Source organism: Alphaproteobacteria bacterium, assembly GCA_002869105.1.
Lineage (GTDB): Bacteria > Pseudomonadota > Alphaproteobacteria > UBA7879 > UBA7879 > UBA7879.
On record PKTP01000004.1, the window covers coordinates 63,222 to 81,061 of the forward strand.

A 17,840-nucleotide genomic window follows, 5' to 3' on the forward strand; every position below is an offset into this window, starting at 1 on the left:
GCTCTCATATCATTACATAAAAGACTGCGGATCGATGTCGATGGTAAGTTTTAAAGGGGCTGGTAGGGTGATGCCAGCCAGCCATTGCTGCAAGTACGAGGTGTGCAAAATGGTTTTGTCTGATTTGAGCAATAAGCGCCATCGATATGATTTTTTGACCCGAGTCAAGGGGGCGGGCGTGGGTCCCAGAACTTGAATCCCTGGTTTTTGGGGATGGGATCTTAGAAGAGAGAGGGCTGCTTCTTTGACCTGTGCCTCTCTGGGTCCTTCAAGGATGAGGGCGGTGAGGCGGCCGTAGGGGGGAAGCCCGAGACGCTGACGTTGTGCTAATTCTGTCTGATAAAATTTTTGGCTATCGTTTTGACAGAGTGCTTGGAAAGCTGGGTGCTGCGGTGCAAAGGTTTGAAGATAAACATGACCCGGCTTATCGGCCCGGCCCGAGCGACCAGCCACTTGGTGTAGCAGTTGAAAGCTGCGCTCAGTTGACCGCAAATCATAGTCAATGGGACCCAGGGTTGCATCGACGACACCAACCAACGTTAGGTTAGGAAAATGATGGCCCTTAGCCATTGTTTGGGTGGCAACAATGACTTGGGCGGATCCAGACTCAATTTGATCAAAAGCCTGCTGCATTTTCTTTGGGGTTGAGAGGGTGTCACTGGTCATCAGTAACAAGGACCAATCGGGATGCTTTTCCCGGAGTTCTTCCATCAGCTTTTCAACACCCACACCAAAAAACAAAAATTCATCTGTGTGATTGCAGGTGTTGCAGGCGCTTCTGGCCTTGCGTTGATAGCCACAGTGATGACACAGCAATGCCTGTTTATGCTGGTGATAAACCAAATTAACATCACAGCGCTTACAGGTTTGATTGCAGCGACAACTTGAACAAAAGGCGATGGGGGCATAGCCACGGCGATTGAGAAAAAGAAGGGATTGCTCCCCTTGGGCGTGATTCTCTTCTAGGGCGCGCCAAAGTGTTGGGGAAAGAGAGGTCCCTTTGGTGAGAGGTTCTTGGCGAAGATCAATCGGGTGAATTTTGGGCATGGAGGCAGCGCCATATCGCTGGGTGAGATGAAAGCTTTGATACTTGTTGGTACGTACATTGAGCAAGGTTTCAATGCTGGGCGTGGCTGATGTCAGGATGATGGGACACGTGGCTAGTTGAGCGCGGCGTACGGCCATATCACGGGCATGATAGCGGACCAGTGATTCTTGTTTATAACTGGTATCATGCTCTTCATCGACAACGATTAAGCCGAGATCATGATGAGGAAGACAGAGTGCAGACCGGGTGCCGACAACGACAGGTGTGCCTGTGGCAATGGTGTGCCAAGATTTTTGACGTTGTTTGGGCGTCATATGGGAGTGCCAAAAAACAGGTTTGAAACCAAAGCACGCTTCAAATCTCAGCAGCCAAGCAGCGGTTAAGTTGATTTCAGGGAGCAATACCAAGGCTCTTTTACCAAGGGTTAAACAGGTTTGAACTGCTTGAAAATAGACTTCTGTTTTTCCAGAGCCCGTCACACCCTCTAGTAGGAGAGGGGTGAAAATATGTTGTTGAACCAAAGATTCAAGGTGGCTGGCAACTGTTCTTTGTTCCTGATTGAGTGCCAGGGATTGAAAGGAAAAAGTCAGAGATGGCGTGGGGTTTTGATCTGTCAAACTTTGGATATTTTTAGGATTGAGTCCCCCTAAAAACATTTTTAAAACCAGGCCGAGGGGCGCCATGGTGTAGCGTGCCATCCAGGATATAAAATCACTGTTTTGGAGCGAAACAGTGATGGGATGGACAGATTCAATCGCCCGCAGTTTTGTGGAAGGCAAAGTGGAAGAATCGATGATTTCTGTGATCCATCCTATATGTTGGGTGTTGCGGAATGGCACGCTGACAAGGGAATTGGGCTGAATGGTGAGGGAGGCTGGAATAAGATAATCGAGCGGCTCCAGGCTGATGGGCAGGCAAACTTTTGCGATTTTATCATTCATTGTCAGTGACTTCAATTTTGATATTGTATAAAGTGACTATACTGAGCATAAACCGTTGAGGCAACGTATGAAGTTTTTTATTGATGGAGCCGACCTCCAAGAAATTGAATCCCTGGCAGCCATGGGTCTGGTGGATGGTGTGACAACCAATCCCAGTATTATTGCGAAAAGTAATCAAAATATTCACGCTGTCATTGAAGCGATTTGTGATGTGGTGTCAGGACCTGTGAGTGCTGAGGTTGTTTCCGATGATGCGGAGAGCATGTTGCGAGAGGCGGGCTCTTTGGCAAAGATTGCCCCGAATGTAACAATTAAAGTCCCTCTGACAGAGGAGGGGTTGAAAGCTTGCTATCGCCTGCGAGAGCGGGATGTGATGGTCAATGTGACGCTTTGTTTTTCAGCAGCACAAGCTTTACTCGCTGCGAAAGCAGGGGCAACCTTTATTTCTCCGTTCGTGGGGCGATTGGATGACATTGGGCATGATGGATTGAGATTGATTGAGGAAATCGTCACGATCTATAACAACGATCCTTTGATCACAACGGAGGTATTGGTGGCCTCTGTTCGAACGCCTATGCACATTGTCACTGCGGCACAAATCGGCGCGCATGTGGCAACAGCCCCGGCTTCTGTTTTTCGGCAGATGCTTAAACATCCTCTAACGGATGCGGGACTGGAGACATTCAAAAAAGACTGGCTGGCCTCTGGGCAAAAGATTTAAAAAATGACATCGTCTAAAGAAGGCGTTCTTACCCCAGGACTGCAGCAAGACTGGGCTGCTTGGCAAGGCTGGTTAAAGTATGAAAAGCGGTATTCTGCGCATACCCAGCTGGCCTATGTTACTGACACAGATCATTTTTTTCTTTTTTATCGATCACATCTTGGATTAGACGGGGCTTTGGATCTTGAGGCGTTGAAAGCCCTGGATACAACAACGATACGATCTTGGCTGAGTCAACGGCGCTTGCGAGAGAAAAAAGCCCCGGCAACCCTTGCTCGGGCGCTGTCTTCCTTACGGAGTTTTTTTGGATTTGTGACGCAAAAATATGGCATTAAAAACAGCGTTTTTGACCATATTCAGGCCCCAAAACTGGCAAAATTGATGCCAAAAGGCATTAGTTTCGACGATTTTCTCCACTTAATTGAGCCGCTACAAGACCAGGCTTCTTGGCAGGGGATGCGTGATCTGGCTTTGATTACGTTGTTGTATGGAACGGGGCTGCGCATCAGTGAAGCGCTGGGGCTGAAGCAAGGCGACATCACGGACCAGACAATGGAAATTGTGATCAAAGGAAAAGGGAACAAAAGCCGGATGGTGCCGATTTTGCCAGAGATTGTAGTGTTGATTGACCGTTATAGAAAGGCCTGTCTATATGAGGGTGAGACTACGTCTCCCTTGTTTTTAGGAAATCGCGGGGGCGCGCTGAGCCCCAGCGCTTCACAAAAAATGCTGCTGAAAATGCGGCGTGAACTTTCTTTGCCGGAAACGCTCACACCCCATGCGTTGCGCCATAGTTATGCAACACACTTGTTGCAAGGTGGTGCTGATTTACGGGTGATTCAAGAATTGTTGGGCCATGCCAGCCTCTCAACCACCCAACGCTATGCCCATGCGGATATGAAGCACATTCAAAGTGTGTATCATAGTAAGCATCCGCGTCGGTGAAAGTAAGTTCTTGAAAAATTTTTGTCAATGAGTCACTATTAATTTAAGACAATTTTTTAGATCTTATTAGGGAGGATTAAGTTATGGGCAAAACAAGGTATTTTATTTTTCTAGTATTATTGTTTTTTGGTGCGGAGTCAAAAGGGGAAAACTATAGCCTATGCAAAGATGGAAACTTTAACAAAGCGGCTCTTTTTAATGGAAATGCTTCATATTCAGATAACAGGTATGACCAAGTTAATAATTCGAAAGCAAAAAAACAATTATGTGGCTTAAATCTTCAAGTTCCTCAAAGTGTGGATTGCTCAAACAAGAAATGTAAACCAGGGTTTCAAACTATCTCGCAATGGGTGATTGACTTTGTTAAGGAATACAAAAACGGAAACTATACGACTTTTGACTTTAAAAAGGCAGTCAATGGGACTGCCAATGATCTGTATAAAATACATGTGAATGTGGGCCGTGAATGTGGGCCTACCTACCCCTAGTTACCCCCTCCTCCGACGAATGATTCTGATTAATAGACCCGTTTGCTTGTTAGGGAGTGGATAAAAACTAAGGCATAATCACTCATTGGTTTTAACCCCTTTACGAGGACGCTCATCCAACGTATAAATGCTGTAGCTTCTATGGTGTTTGAAACATGCAAACTATGATCTGGATGGTTTTTCTATTGGTTGGTTTTTCAACGGGCGTTCTGGCCGATGTTGAGGTGAGCAAGCCCTTTGCCCGGGCAACCAACGGGAAGAACGGCGCTGTTTTTTTAACGCTGATGAATCATTCAAACTCTTCAGAAAAACTGATTGCCGCACGTGTTGCGCCAGAGATTGCCCAGCGATGTGAACTGCATACGCATATTCAAGAAGGCAACACCTATCGGATGCGTGAAGTGAAAGCCATTGATGTGCCCGCTCAAAGTGAAGTTGAGATGAAACCGGGCGGGTTGCATGTGATGATCATGGGATTAAAAAAGCCTTTAGTCAAAGGCGCCACGTTTGATCTTTCTTTGACGTTTGATTCAGGAAACGCGACTCAGATTAAGGTGCCGATTAAATCTGCAGGTGCCATGCACGCATCTTGTGGCTGTGATAAATAAATAATTAGAGAAATTATGACTGATGTAAAAAAATCTGTTCGTTTGCCGCAAACGCCCTTTGGAATGAAGGCGCGCTTGGCTGAGACGGAACCTCAAACGCTTAGCTGGTGGCAGACACAAAACATTTATCAAAAAATCCAAGATAAAAATAAGAATAACCAGACCTATGCCTTGCATGATGGCCCCCCTTATGCCAATGGGCATTTGCACATGGGCCATGCCTTGAATAAAATTTTGAAGGATGTTTTCCTGAAATATAAAGCCATGCAAGGATTTAAAACACCATTCACGCCTGGGTGGGATTGCCATGGACTCCCGATTGAATGGAAAGTTGAAGAAGAATATAAGCAAAAAGGCCAAGATAAAGAAGAGGTGGGCGCTACTGGCTTTCGCCAAGCGTGCCGTGATTTTGCCCAAAAGTGGGTTGCAGTTCAATCTGAAGAATTTCAGCGCCTGGGGGTTTTTGCTGATTGGCAGCAGCCGTACTTGACAATGACACATCAAAACGAAGCACTGATTACCGAAAAGCTGTATCAGTTTTTGATGAAGGGGGATCTCTATAAAAGTGTGAAGCCTGTTTACTGGTCGGTGGTTGAGCAAACCGCGCTTGCTGAAGCCGAGGTTGAGTATAAAGATAAAAAATCACCATCTATTTATGTGGCGTTTAAGATTGTTGACAGCCCTGTAGCTCGCTTAAAAGGCGCCGAGGCATTGATTTGGACGACAACGCCCTGGACGCTGCCAGCCAATCGGGCCATCGCCTACCATCCAGATGTGGCATATGTTTTGACAGAAGTGCGCTTGGAAAATGGCCAAAGACACTCCCTTTTGATGGCAACTGAGTTGGTTGATAAGGTGCAAAGCGCCCTTGGGATAAATGTGGAGGTGATAGAGCACTTTCAAGGCCAGGACCTTGCAGGTACGAAGGCGCAGCATCCCTGGTATGAAACAGGCTATGATTTTGAAGTACCACTGTTGCCAGGTGAGCATGTGACAACAGACCAAGGAACGGGGTTGGTTCATACAGCTCCGGGACATGGGGTGGAAGATTTCCAGTTGGGCAAACAGTTTGGTATCGACGTTGCCCAACCAGTGGCGGATGATGGCACGTATTATGACCATGTGCCGATGTGGGCTGGGCATCATGTGTATAAGGTGAATGAAGCGATTATTGAGGCGCTTGATAAAGTCGGTGCGCTGTGCGGGCGTAGTGACATTGTTCATAGTTATCCCCACTCTTGGCGGTCCAAAGCCCCTTTAATCTATCGGACAACACCGCAATGGTTTGTGTCTATGGAAGCCAATCAGCTGCGTCAAAAAGCATTGGCGGCGATTGATCAGGTGAAATGGATTCCGACCCAAGGGCGCAATCGCATTCAGGCGATGGTTGCAGGCCGGCCAGATTGGTGTGTGTCGCGTCAACGTTTATGGGGTATTCCGCTGCCTTTGTTTATTCATAAGGAAACCCAAGAAATTTTAAAAGATAACAAGCTGAATCAGAGAATTGTGACAAAAATTGCCAAAGAAGGCACAGACTTTTGGTTTGATGACGACGCTGTACGCGCCCTTCTAGAGCCTGAATATGATTTGGCTGACTACATTAAGATTGATGATATTTTAGATGTTTGGTTTGAAAGCGGGTGTTCTTACCAATTTATTCGTGAGAATCCGGATATTTCGATGCTAGTTGATCTTTATCTTGAAGGGTCTGATCAGCACCGAGGATGGTTCCAATCAAGCTTGCTGGTGGGGATGGCAGCCGATGGTAAGGCGCCGTTTAAATCAGTTCTAACCCATGGATTTATTGTTGATGAGCAGGGATACAAATTATCCAAATCCAAGGGAAACGCGGTTAACCTGGCAGACATCGTTAAGCAAGATGGGGTTGATATTCTGCGCCTGTGGGTAGCTGGATCGGATTATCAAAACGATATGCGCTTGGGTAAGCAAGTGATTAAAGTCCAGCAGGAAAATTATCGTAAAATCCGGAATGTCCTCAGGTTTATGTTGGGCAATATGCCAGAGCAAGGATGCGAGATTTCTGTGCCCTATCAAGATTTGCCCGTTTTGGAAAAATATGCGTTGGCCCATCTTTATTCGGTCATAAAAACGTGCGAGAAGCATTTAGAAGATGTGAACATTCATGGGATTTATCGCGAGCTGTTTCAGTTTTGCGTCGATTTATCTTCTTTCTATTTTGATGTTCGAAAAGACGTTTTGTATTGTGAGGGAGAGCGGTCAACAACCTATCAGGGATCTGTTTATGTGTTGGCTCAGATTTTTCAAGCTGTGTGCACGTGGTTGGCGCCTATTCTTAGTTTTACAGCCGAAGAAGCATGGCAAGTATTCAAACCAGGTGACAGTGTTTTTCTAAGTGATTTGGCCCAGCCAGATGAGCAGTGGTGTGATGAGAATCTTTCCAAAAAAGTAAAAGTGCTGCGGTTGTTGCGCGATCAGGTGAATTGGGCTCTTGAACAAGCAAGGGTGACGAAAAAAATCCGCTCAAGCTTAGAGGCAGTGGTCGAGATTTATGTGCTCGACATGCTTGAAGGGATGGCGCGAGACGCGTTGCTGGATACTTTTACAGCCAGTGAGTGGTGTGATTTTTTTATCGTTTCCCAGGTGGCGTTTGTTTCTGACCCATTGGCAGATTTGTTGACGCAAGAGGGTCAAGATATTGCTGTTGCTGTGCGGGCGCATCCCGGTCAAAAGTGTCAACGTTGCTGGAAATATGGAGACGGTTATACCTTGGTTGGGCCGGAAGAACTTGCTGTTTGTGGAAGGTGTCATGATGTGCTCGTGTCTTAGGCGGTTTTGGCCTTTTGCTCTTATGCTGGCTGTTTTTACACTGGATTTACTGTCTAAAGAATGGATTTTGGCTTTTTTTAGAGCGGGTCGCCTTCCAGTTGAAATGACGTCGTTTTTTCATTTGGCGCTCGTTTTCAACCGCGGGGCAACTTTTGGGTTGTTGAATAATGGCTCTGTTACTGTTTTTTGGGGTTTGACAGCGATCGTGGCTGTGGTGATTGGTTTTTTGGTGCGCTGGCTGTTGCGCGAACAATCTCCTTTCACCCGGACAGCTTTAGCCCTTATTATTGGGGGTGCCCTTGGAAACTTATATGATCGATTGTTCCGTGGAGCGGTTGTTGATTTTTTAGATTTTTTTTGGCATGACTATCATTGGCCTGCTTTTAATGTGGCAGATACGTCTATTGTCATTGGAGTAATCCTGTTAACCTTAAAAACTGTTAAAGAAAGATAATTCATGATTAAACCTTTTTCCCTCTGTTTGAGCTGCTTGGCTTTATTGTTATTAGCTAGCTGCGATTCGACAAAAAAATTTTTAGGTCTGGAAAATAAACAACCCGATGCTTTTGAAGTGCTGAACAGAGCGCCTCTTGAGTTGCCCACAGATTTTGATTTGCGCCCTCCAGAGCCGGGTAAGAAACGCCCGCAAGAAACGGGCAAACGCCAACAAGCTAAAGACGCCTTGCTAAAAAAAGACTCCAGGAACCAACCTTCTGCTAAGGTGGGATCAACACATCGTAGTCATTATAAATCGACGGCAGGAGATCAAGGCTTTTTGAATCGTGCTGGCGTAGGTAAGGCTCCTAAAAATATTAAAAATAAGATGCGACACCAAGAAACAACTGAAACAGAAGATTCTTTCTTGCAGCAATTGGCGCAAGACAAAAAAGAACCGGTGATCAATCCTTATACGGAACGTTCAACAAACCAGTCATAAGGGATTGAAATGATCTATCAGCAAAATTTGGTCGGCTTATTTGCAGAAAAGATTGGTGAGAATGGTTTTAAGCCAACGCAACTTGATTTGTATCGACAAAAATTTTTGAATGCTCAAGAGCGCTTCAATCAGATTTTTGCCGATGGCTCCTTGCCTTTGTTTAAGCTTCCTTACTTGCGGAAAGATTTGTTAACGCTAACACCACATGTTGAGCGCTTCCAAGACGACTTTACCGATGTTGTTATCATTGGAACGGGTGGCTCTAGTTTGGGCGGCCAAACGTTGCGTGTTTTATCCGAGGCGAGAGAGCCAAGGTTGCATTTTTTAGATAACGTTGATCCAGCAACATTTGAAGCTCTTTTTAAAACCATTAATTCCCAGCAGACGGGTTTCGTTGTTATTTCAAAATCAGGGGGGACTGCGGAGACACTGGCAGGCTTTTTAAGCTGCTTGAATTTCTGGCGTCAAAGCGCAAGCGATAATGCCATCTCGGATCACTTTCTGGTTATTACAGAGAAAAAACCTTCACCGCTGATGAGACTTGCAAAGAAATGGAGCATGCCTGTTATTGAGCATGACCCTGATCTGGGAGGGCGTTTTTCTGTATTATCTGTCGTGGGAATGTTGCCAGCGATGTTGGTGGGGATTGATCCGCTTGCTGTTCGCAAAGGCGCCCAAGATGTTTTAGAACATGCTTTGAAAGAGAGAACTCTTGAAGAAAACCTGCCAGCGATGGGCGCTGTTGCCGCTGTTATTTTAGGAAAAAGATATCCCAACAGCGTTTTGATGCCGTATGTTGATCGATTGGCTTATTTTGCTAAATGGTACCGCCAACTATGGGCGGAGAGTTTGGGAAAACAGGGGAAAGGAACCACGCCCCTTGATGCTTTGGGAACGGTTGATCAACATAGCCAGCTTCAACTTTATCTGGATGGTCCCCTTGATAAAGTGATTACCCTGATTGGTTCAGAAAAAAACACCGACAATCAAGCCCCGAATATGGAGGGGTTGCCTGATGATGAGCTGTTATCCCTACTGAATCGAACCTCTCTTTCTGATTTGTTGAGAGCTGAATTTGAGGCCACGCGAGATACTTTGATACAAAACCGCAAGCCGGTGCGCGTGATTACTTATGAAACATTAAATGCGGAAACACTTGGTGCGCTATTGATGCACTTTATGATTGAAACCCTCTATGCAGCTGAGCTCTTGAATGTGAACCCTTTTGATCAACCTGCCGTTGAACAAGGCAAGGTTTTGGCGAGAGAGTATTTGGCGAAAAGTATCGAATGATGTCACAGATTCGCCTGCTCCCCTCTGTTTTGATCAATCAGATTGCAGCAGGTGAAGTGGTAGATCGCCCCGCCTCTGTGGTGAAAGAGCTGGTGGAAAATGCGCTGGATGCCGGCGCTGATCAGATTGATGTTTACGTTGAAGATGCCGGAAAGAATTTGATTCGTGTGCGGGATAATGGCTCGGGGATGACGCCTGAAAACCTGGAGCGGTCGATTCAACGCCATGCAACCTCAAAGATTCCGGACGACAATCTGATGGCTATTGCGACCATGGGATTTCGGGGAGAGGCTTTGCCCTCCATTGGATCTATCAGCCGATTAACCATCGATAGTTCAACCGGTGAGGGGGATACAGGCTGGCGCTTAACCGTTGAAGGGGGCGCAGTAATGCCCTTGAAACCGAAGGCGATGCCCCGCGGAACAACTGTTGAAGTTCGGGATTTGTTTTATGCAACACCGGCGCGTTTGAACTTTATGCGCTCTGATGCAACAGAAATGAGCCATATTACAACGGTGCTGCAAAACATAGCTCTGGCCCATTTGGATAGAGGCTTTACGCTGAAAACCGATAAGAAAACGATCATTCAGTTTGATCGCACCCAATCGTTGCAGGACCGATTAGATCAAGTGTTTGCCCCGGGTTATCATCAGAATGCGTTGGACGTTGAAACGGTTTATGAAGATATGGCGTTGCGCGGATTGATGAGTTTGCCGACGTATAATAAGGGAACAGCTCATAACCAATTACTGTTTGTGAATGGGCGTTTCATTAAAGATAAGCTGTTGATTCCAGCTTTGAGAGCGGCGTATCACGATGTTTTGGCCCGTGATCGTTATGCGCAAGTCTGTTTGTTTTTGACCCTGGATCCAAGTGCCTTTGATGTTAATGTCCACCCAGCAAAGCTCGAAGTGCGTTTTTCACAGCCCGATCGGATTCGAAAATTTATCATCACTTCCCTGAAAGATACTTTGCGTGCTCACGCACAGGTTGCCGCGCCCTCTGTGGCTGAAGATGTAATGAACTCTTTTCAATCGACGCCTCGAACATGGACAGATAGACTCCAGGCCCCAATCTCTGCCCAGCGCCTGGCGGATCCAGGAAGGCCAATGACGAAATATACATCGTCTTATGCGTCACGGCCCACGCTGATGGAAAAGAGAGCTTTGGATACCCTTTTTCAGCCTGGCGAGATTCAGCCCACCAAAAAGCACGCAGGTGATCATCAGCAGTCTCTTGATGAAGCGCAACACTATCCCTTGGGCGTTGCGTGCGCCCAAATCCATGGCACGTATATTATCAGTCAAACATCAGATGGGTTGGTCATCGTTGATCAGCATGCGGCCCATGAGCGGTTGGTTTATGAAGAGCTAAAGCAGACGGCCTTAAATCCTGTTGGGGTTGAGCGGCAGCTTCTGTTGGTGCCGGAGGTAGTCCATTTTAAAAAGGGGGTTGTTGAGGCTGTTGCTGATCAACTCGCGCAATTTGAGCAAGTTGGTTTGGTGCTTGAGGCCTTTGGGGATAACACGATTTTGATTCGAGAAATGCCTGCCTTGCTGCGACAAGATAAAATCCATGACCTGGTTGAAACATTGGTTAATGAGATTTATCAGCATGGAGAAGGGTTTGCCATCAAAGAAAAATTACATGATCTGTGTGCCACCATTGCCTGCCATGGCAGCATTCGTGCCGGTCGGCAGCTGAACTTGTCGGAAATGAATGATATGTTGCGGAGTATGGAAAAGACACTTTTCTCTGGCCAATGTAACCACGGTAGGCCCACATACGTGCGCTTGGCTTTGAAGGATATCGAAAAGCTATTTGGTCGTCGCTAGATTGGGTTTTAATAATCAAGATTGTTGTTTTTTTTACCAAAATTAGGTACATTAGAGGCTCATATTTGTGAGTTTTGAATGTCTGGAAGTGTCAATAAAGTTATTTTGGTGGGTAACCTGGGAAGAGATCCCGAAATCCGCAACGCCCAAGACGGTAGTAAAATCGTTCAACTTTCGATTGCGACCTCGGAAAACTGGCGTGATAAAACCACCGGAGAGCGCAAAGACAGAACTGAATGGCACCGCGTTGTTGTCTTTAATGATCGGATTGCGGATGTAGCTGAACGGTTTTTGACCAAAGGGTCTAAGGTTTATCTGGAAGGTCAATTACAAACACGAAAATGGACAGATAACGAAGGCCAAGAAAAATATACAACTGAAGTTGTTTTGGGCAAGTACCGCGGCGAACTCACCATGCTGGACAGTCGCGCAGAAGGAGGGAGATCTGCAGGCACTGGCCAGGTTGGCTATGCCAGTGGGGGGCAGCAGGGACAGTCTTTTAATCAACAATCAGCCATACCTGCGCCGTCTGATTTTGACGATGAGCCGCCTTTTTAGACACACGGCCTATTTACATAACCCTTTAAAAAACATTTTTAGCATCAAGGATCTAGCGTGACGAACGACAAGCATCAAAACATTATCGAGGTTAATTTAGCCGACGAAATTAAGAATTCTTACCTTGATTATGCGATGAGCATCATCGTCTCTAGAGCGATTCCAGACGTCTGTGATGGCTTTAAACCCGTCCATCGTCGTATTCTTTATGCAATGTATGATGGGGGCTATCACTACAACAAGCAGCACCGAAAATCCATGGCAATTGTTGGGGAAGTTTTGAAGCACTACCACCCTCACGGAAACGTGGCTGTTTATGATGCCATGGTTCGTTTAGCTCAAGATTTTTCTATGCGGCTGCCCCTTGTGGATGGTCAAGGTAACTTTGGCTCTGTTGATGGTGATCCGCCCGCAGCCGAGCGTTATACCGAAGCTCGTTTGAAGCAGGTCGCTCATTCCTTGATGCTGGATATCGATAAAGATACGGTTACCTTTGTTCCCAACTATGACAATACCACAACCGAGCCAACCGTGTTGCCCGCGCGCTTTCCCAACCTACTGGTCAATGGGGCCGGGGGGATTGCCGTTGGGATGGCAACCAATATTCCGCCACATAACTTAGGCGAAGTTCTCGATGCTTGCTTGCATTTGCTAGATCATCCAGGGGCGACGCTTGAAGAAATCATGCAGTTTGTCAAAGCGCCAGACTTTCCAACGGGTGGATATATTATTGGCCAACGTGGGGCGCAAGAAGCCTATGTAACGGGTAAAGGCGCGGTTGTGATGCGTGCGAAGACCCATGTTGAAGAGGTCAATAATCGTCAAGCGATTATTGTGACTGAAATCCCCTATCAAGTGAACAAAGCACGCTTGGTTGAACGCATTGCTGAGTTGGTGAATACCAAAGTGATTGAAGGCATTGCTGACTTGCGGGATGAGTCTGATCGTCGCGGTATGCGGGTTGTCATTGAATTGAAAAAAGATATCGATCCAGATGTAATTTTGAACCAGCTCTTCCGCCAGACACAGCTTCAATGTGCATTTAACTGTAATATGTTGGCCTTGAATGAAGGCCGGCCCGAGACCATGGGTCTTTTGGTGATGCTGCGGGCTTTCTTAGCTTTTCGAGAAAAGGTCATCACGCGCCGAACCAATTACTTGTTGAATAAAGCCCGTGAAAAGGCCCAGATCTATCTGGGACTCGTGGTGGCTGTTGCTAATATTGATGCTGTGATTGCTTTGATTCGTGCAGCCAAATCTCCGGGCGAGGCAAAAGAGAAGTTGATGGCCCATGCCTGGGCGGCTGATTCTGTTGCTTCTTTGATTGAAATGGTGGAGGCCTTGACGCCGAAACAAAACATCTATCACTTATCTGAAGCGCAGGCTAAAGCAATCTTGGATTTGCGTTTGCACCGACTTACAGGGCTGGAGCAAGATAAGATTACTGAAGACTTGAATCAGGTTCTTGAGGAAATTAAAGCGTGCTTGGACATTTTGCAAAACCGGGAAAAACTGATCACGGTGATTCGAGATGAGTTTGAAGAGATTCGTGAAAAATATGCCAATGAACGCCGGACAGAAATCATTGAAGCTGAGCTGACCGATGATATTGAATCATTGATCCAAAAAGAAGATATGGTGATCACTGTCACTCATAAGGGGTACATCAAGCGGGTGCCGGTCAAGAGCTACCGCTCGCAAAAGCGAGGTGGCAAAGGCCGCTCAGGCATGAGTACCCGTGATGAAGATTTCGTTGACCGTGTTTTTGTTGAAAATACCCATACGCCTTTGTTGTTCTTTACGTCAAAAGGGCAAGTATACAACTTGAAAGTTTATAAACTGCCCATTTCATCGGCCACGGCTTTGGGCAAACCAATCATCAATTTATTGCCTATTGATAAAGGTGAAAAAATTACAACCATCATGCCCATGCCCGAAGATGAGGCGAGTTGGGCCGATCTGCAAATTATCTTTGCAACTGATAAAGGAAATATTCGACGGAATAATCTTTCTGACTTTACCAACATTCGCGCTAATGGAAAAATTGCGATGAAGCTTGAGGATGATGAAAACTTAATTGGCGTTGCTGCGTGCTCTGATGACAATGATGTGTTGATGACTGCAACCAATGGCCGAAGCGTGCGGTGTAATGTGACTCAAGTTCGCATATTTGCGAGCCGATCTTCCAATGGTGTTCGGGGGATTAAGCTGACGGGTGATGATCGCTTAGTATCGATGGCCATTTTGAAAAAAACAGATTACACGCCAGAAACCCGAGAAGCTTATCTGAAGCTTTCACGGAAAGACCGCCAAGGCGTTTTGACGGATGCTGATTTTTCTGAGGAAAACTTTGAACGGGATCAATATGATCAAATGACTGAGCAAGAACAGTTTATTTTGAGCATCACAGACAGAGGATACGGCAAACGAACATCTTCCTATGAATTCCGCCAAACCAACCGTGGAACGCAGGGTATCATGAACATGGAAGTGACAGCTAAAACAGGATCGATTGTTGCTTCTTTCCCCGTTGAGCAAGAGGATGAGTTGATGATCATCACAGACTTGGGGCAACTTATTCGTAGCAAAATCGATGAGATTCGTATTGCAGGCCGTCGGACCCAAGGGGTGCGCCTCTTTAACATTGATCAAAAAACCAAAGTCGTTGCTGCTGACTGGATTCGGGAGGCTAAAGACGAAGATGATGAGGATTATGATACTGAAGATCAAGATCTCTTAGAAGCTGACGTGGACAATGCAGAAACAAAAGATCTTGAAGCAGAAGTCTCTGAATCGTAAAGAGAGAGGATGAGAGAAGCTTTGGCTTATTCTCCACATATCGCAGTATATCCAGGTTCTTTCGATCCCATCACGTATGGCCACCTTGATATCATCCACCGGGCGGCCACGCTGGTTGATCAGCTGATCATCGCTGTGGGCACCAATCCAAGAAAAGACGCCCTCTTTAGCCTTGCTGAAAGGCAAGAAATGGTTGAAAAATCTATTGAATCTCTAGAGGGTATTGATCAATCCAAAATTACGGTTATCCCGTTTGAGGGGCTATTGGTTGAATTTGCTAAAAGCCAATCAGCCCGCAGTATTATCCGGGGCCTCCGGGCTGTTTCTGACTTTGACTACGAGTTTCAGATGGCGTCCATGAATCGAAAGATTTGTGATCACCTTGAAACCGTTTTTCTGATGTCTTCCGACCACATGCAGTTTGTGGCTTCAAGTTTGGTTAAAGAAATTGCTCACATGGGGGGCGATATCAGCCGGTTTGTACCCAAATGGGTAGAGCAAGCCATTCATAGGAAAATAGATTAATTCGTTTTCAAATCTATTGAATTTATTATTACCAATAACCATATGTTAACTAACTTTTATTTTGGTTATTTGTATGATTAAAAATATTTTACTTGTTGTTTTTACATTCGCTTCTTCTGTAAGTTTTCATTTAAAAGCCAAATCGCCCCGTGATCGGATGGCGCATCTTGTCTTTGAGATGATGGAAGAAAATGCCAATTTTCAACGATACACAGGATCTGAAGAATTTGCTAAAGACAATGCTTCAGCAGAAGAGAGTGGAAGAAGAGTGCGAGAGCTAACAGAGCTTAAGACTAAACTAGAAGCTGGAATTTCATCTTCAAATCAACATCTTGAATCTGTGCTACCGTTAATAGAAAATCCAGAAATAACAATACAAGACATTTTCATTCAGTGTATGAATTACAGAAATCGGATCATTAACTCCAGGAATGCTAATATTTATGATTTTATGTACAGAGGATCATTGACTCAAGATATCAATCTTATTTCCTCTCATAGCGAGCCATCCCGTTATTTTTATTCAGGTTCAGATATCTATAATACACTTGGCGATTATGACCTATCAATGTTTCAGCAGTTGGATCAATTACTTTTTTTGACATGGTCCCAAATGTCACATGAAGAAAGACTTGATGACAACATTCAGAAAATAGTGAAAACGATGCCAAGCTTATGGGAGACGCTTTATGGTGAAAAGCCTTGGAATGCCGAAATGCGCCCTGATAATTTTTGTGGATTCAAACTTTTTAATATTGCATACCAGCCTCTTAAAAAATTATGTAAAGATTTAATGACAACCATTAAAGAGAAGCATCATTATAAAGAGTCAAACGATGTAGAGAGTGATGATCTTACAACGATGATACGTGAAAATATAGAGGTGGTTGTGGCTGATCTTGAAGCTCATTTAAAAGACCCAAGATATTCATTCACCGGCGTATTTCAATCTAAGACAGACAATACAGAAAAGATCCGAATATCCCTCTCTGTCCAAGATTGGATAGAATCAGTGAAGGCTATAGATTGTTTGGAAGATCTAGCAGGAGGACGCTTTTATTATGATCGGCTTTCTAAAACGATGAATGTGGATTGGAAAGCTACGATAGCTAAATATAAGCAAACCATAGAAAAGAAAAAACGCGAAGAGGAAGCAGCATCCAAACCAAGTAAGCCCAAGCATAAGGGCAAAAAAGGCAAAGGGAATAAGAATCGTTTTGGACATAAAAACCGCACTCAGCCAAATCCAGAACATTTCTCAACACACTTTTCTATGGAACAGGTAACAGAAGGTGTTGCAGCTGGGATGCCTGAGGAAGAAAATGATGAAAAACTTCTTGAGGCAGTCATGGAAGTTTTAGATATGGATGAAGAAGGAGAAGAGCAGTTTGAAGAAGCTGCAGCTGCAGGCGGTGAGGGCCATGAGGAAGAAGCAGGTGAAGCTATTGAAGATAGACAGGAAAAAGAGTTTGTTTATCCTGATATGGTGAGGAAATGGGCCAGCTCAACGATTACCCTTGCGCAGCTGAGAAAAGAACTAGCAGAAACACCCTCTCAATTCCAACGATTTTTGATAGATTTATTTGATCCCACAAAAGTTAGTCAAATAACTTTTAAGAAATTCCATAAAAATTGGGCGGCTATTGGTGGTAAAATTGCAGGATTTAAAAATGGTGGCTCCCATCGTTTAATACAATTCCCAAAGGCGCTTATGAACCAACAGAAAGACGCAGCGGCATCTTCTACCAGCCATATGCAAACCGGAAATGTTAGTTTATGGGGAACTTTTGATCATAAGAAAAGAGGATTTTCCTGCACGGCTGATAATATTGGCCCATTGCGTTCAGCCTTTGTCTGGGCTGGGTACTATCCTGAAGGTATTACGGTTAAGTGAGTGTGATTAAGTTTCCATTTATCCGCAATTTTAATGAGATAAATGTGTGCATGAATTGAGCCTTGTCTTGAATGAGCTCTGTTCAACTTCTTTCATTTTTCTCTTAATAAAACATAAACATTCAGTTTTTACATTATTAACTTTTCGTTTTTTAAGTTAAAATAAAATTAATAAAAAGTTAATGGCAGAAATCAGGGCTTACATTAGGGATGATTTCTCTGAATTTTAGATTTTAAATCAATTTTTACAATTTCTTTTTTGTTTAAATGTATTAAGATAAATGTATCAAAAGCATATAAGGTTTTATGCTTTTTGAGGTAAAGTAAGAAACAAAAAAAAGAGGCAAAAAATGAAAAAAATTATGTTCTACGCTACTGGCATATCTATGGTACTTGTTGCTACAGCTCTTATGACTGGCTGTCCATAAGTCCAAGATAATT

Annotated in this window: 14 protein-coding genes; 13 read left to right on the top strand and 1 reads right to left on the bottom strand. The window is 44.8% G+C overall.

Annotated features, from left to right (window positions below):
* Window positions 1-12: 12 nt before the first annotated feature.
* Complete coding sequence (gene priA, locus C0582_02200; GenBank protein ID PLX30023.1) at window positions 13-1,989, bottom strand: primosomal protein N'; 1,977 nt, start codon at window positions 1,987-1,989, stop codon at window positions 13-15.
* A 67-nt stretch (window positions 1,990-2,056) separates the two neighbouring features.
* Between priA and fsa the strand changes: the two genes are divergently transcribed.
* The 13 genes from fsa (at window position 2,057) to C0582_02265 (ending at window position 17,400) form a co-directional block, all read left to right on the top strand.
* Window positions 2,057-2,710, top strand: coding sequence for a fructose-6-phosphate aldolase (fsa, locus tag C0582_02205; GenBank protein ID PLX30024.1), 654 nt, complete (start codon window positions 2,057-2,059; stop codon window positions 2,708-2,710).
* 3 nt (window positions 2,711-2,713) lie between these two features.
* On the top strand, window positions 2,714-3,655 hold the full coding sequence (locus C0582_02210; protein ID PLX30025.1) for a recombinase XerC: 942 nt from the start codon (window positions 2,714-2,716) through the stop codon (window positions 3,653-3,655).
* A gap of 83 nt (window positions 3,656-3,738) precedes the next feature.
* A complete protein-coding gene (locus C0582_02215; protein ID PLX30026.1) occupies window positions 3,739-4,143 on the top strand; it encodes a hypothetical protein in 405 nt (134 codons plus the stop codon).
* Between the two features lie 155 nt (window positions 4,144-4,298).
* Window positions 4,299-4,751, top strand: coding sequence for a hypothetical protein (locus C0582_02220; GenBank protein PLX30027.1), 453 nt, complete (start codon window positions 4,299-4,301; stop codon window positions 4,749-4,751).
* Window positions 4,752-4,766: 15 nt separating this feature from the next.
* Window positions 4,767-7,559, top strand: coding sequence for an isoleucine--tRNA ligase (locus tag C0582_02225; protein PLX30028.1), 2,793 nt, complete (start codon window positions 4,767-4,769; stop codon window positions 7,557-7,559).
* Window positions 7,543-8,013, top strand: a complete 471-nt coding sequence (gene lspA, locus C0582_02230) for a signal peptidase II (GenBank protein PLX30029.1) — start codon at window positions 7,543-7,545, stop codon at window positions 8,011-8,013. Before C0582_02225 ends, lspA begins: the two co-directional genes overlap by 17 nt.
* A gap of 3 nt (window positions 8,014-8,016) precedes the next feature.
* Entirely contained in the window at window positions 8,017-8,496 is a 480-nt protein-coding gene (locus C0582_02235) for a hypothetical protein (GenBank protein PLX30030.1), read from the top strand.
* Window positions 8,497-8,505: 9 nt separating this feature from the next.
* Entirely contained in the window at window positions 8,506-9,789 is a 1,284-nt protein-coding gene (locus C0582_02240) for a glucose-6-phosphate isomerase (protein ID PLX30031.1), read from the top strand.
* On the top strand, window positions 9,786-11,624 hold the full coding sequence (locus tag C0582_02245) for a DNA mismatch repair endonuclease MutL (protein PLX30032.1): 1,839 nt from the start codon (window positions 9,786-9,788) through the stop codon (window positions 11,622-11,624). Before C0582_02240 ends, C0582_02245 begins: the two co-directional genes overlap by 4 nt.
* 78 nt (window positions 11,625-11,702) lie before the next feature.
* Window positions 11,703-12,182 (top strand): single-stranded DNA-binding protein, encoded by a 480-nt coding sequence (locus C0582_02250; GenBank protein PLX30033.1) that lies wholly within the window; start codon window positions 11,703-11,705, stop codon window positions 12,180-12,182.
* Between the two features lie 57 nt (window positions 12,183-12,239).
* Window positions 12,240-14,981: a DNA gyrase subunit A gene (locus C0582_02255; GenBank protein PLX30034.1), complete on the top strand. Its 2,742-nt coding sequence runs from the start codon at window positions 12,240-12,242 to the stop codon at window positions 14,979-14,981.
* 9 nt (window positions 14,982-14,990) lie between these two features.
* Window positions 14,991-15,506: a pantetheine-phosphate adenylyltransferase gene (locus C0582_02260; GenBank protein PLX30035.1), complete on the top strand. Its 516-nt coding sequence runs from the start codon at window positions 14,991-14,993 to the stop codon at window positions 15,504-15,506.
* A 73-nt stretch (window positions 15,507-15,579) separates the two neighbouring features.
* Window positions 15,580-17,400, top strand: coding sequence for a hypothetical protein (locus C0582_02265; protein ID PLX30036.1), 1,821 nt, complete (start codon window positions 15,580-15,582; stop codon window positions 17,398-17,400).
* Window positions 17,401-17,840: the final 440 nt, after the last annotated feature.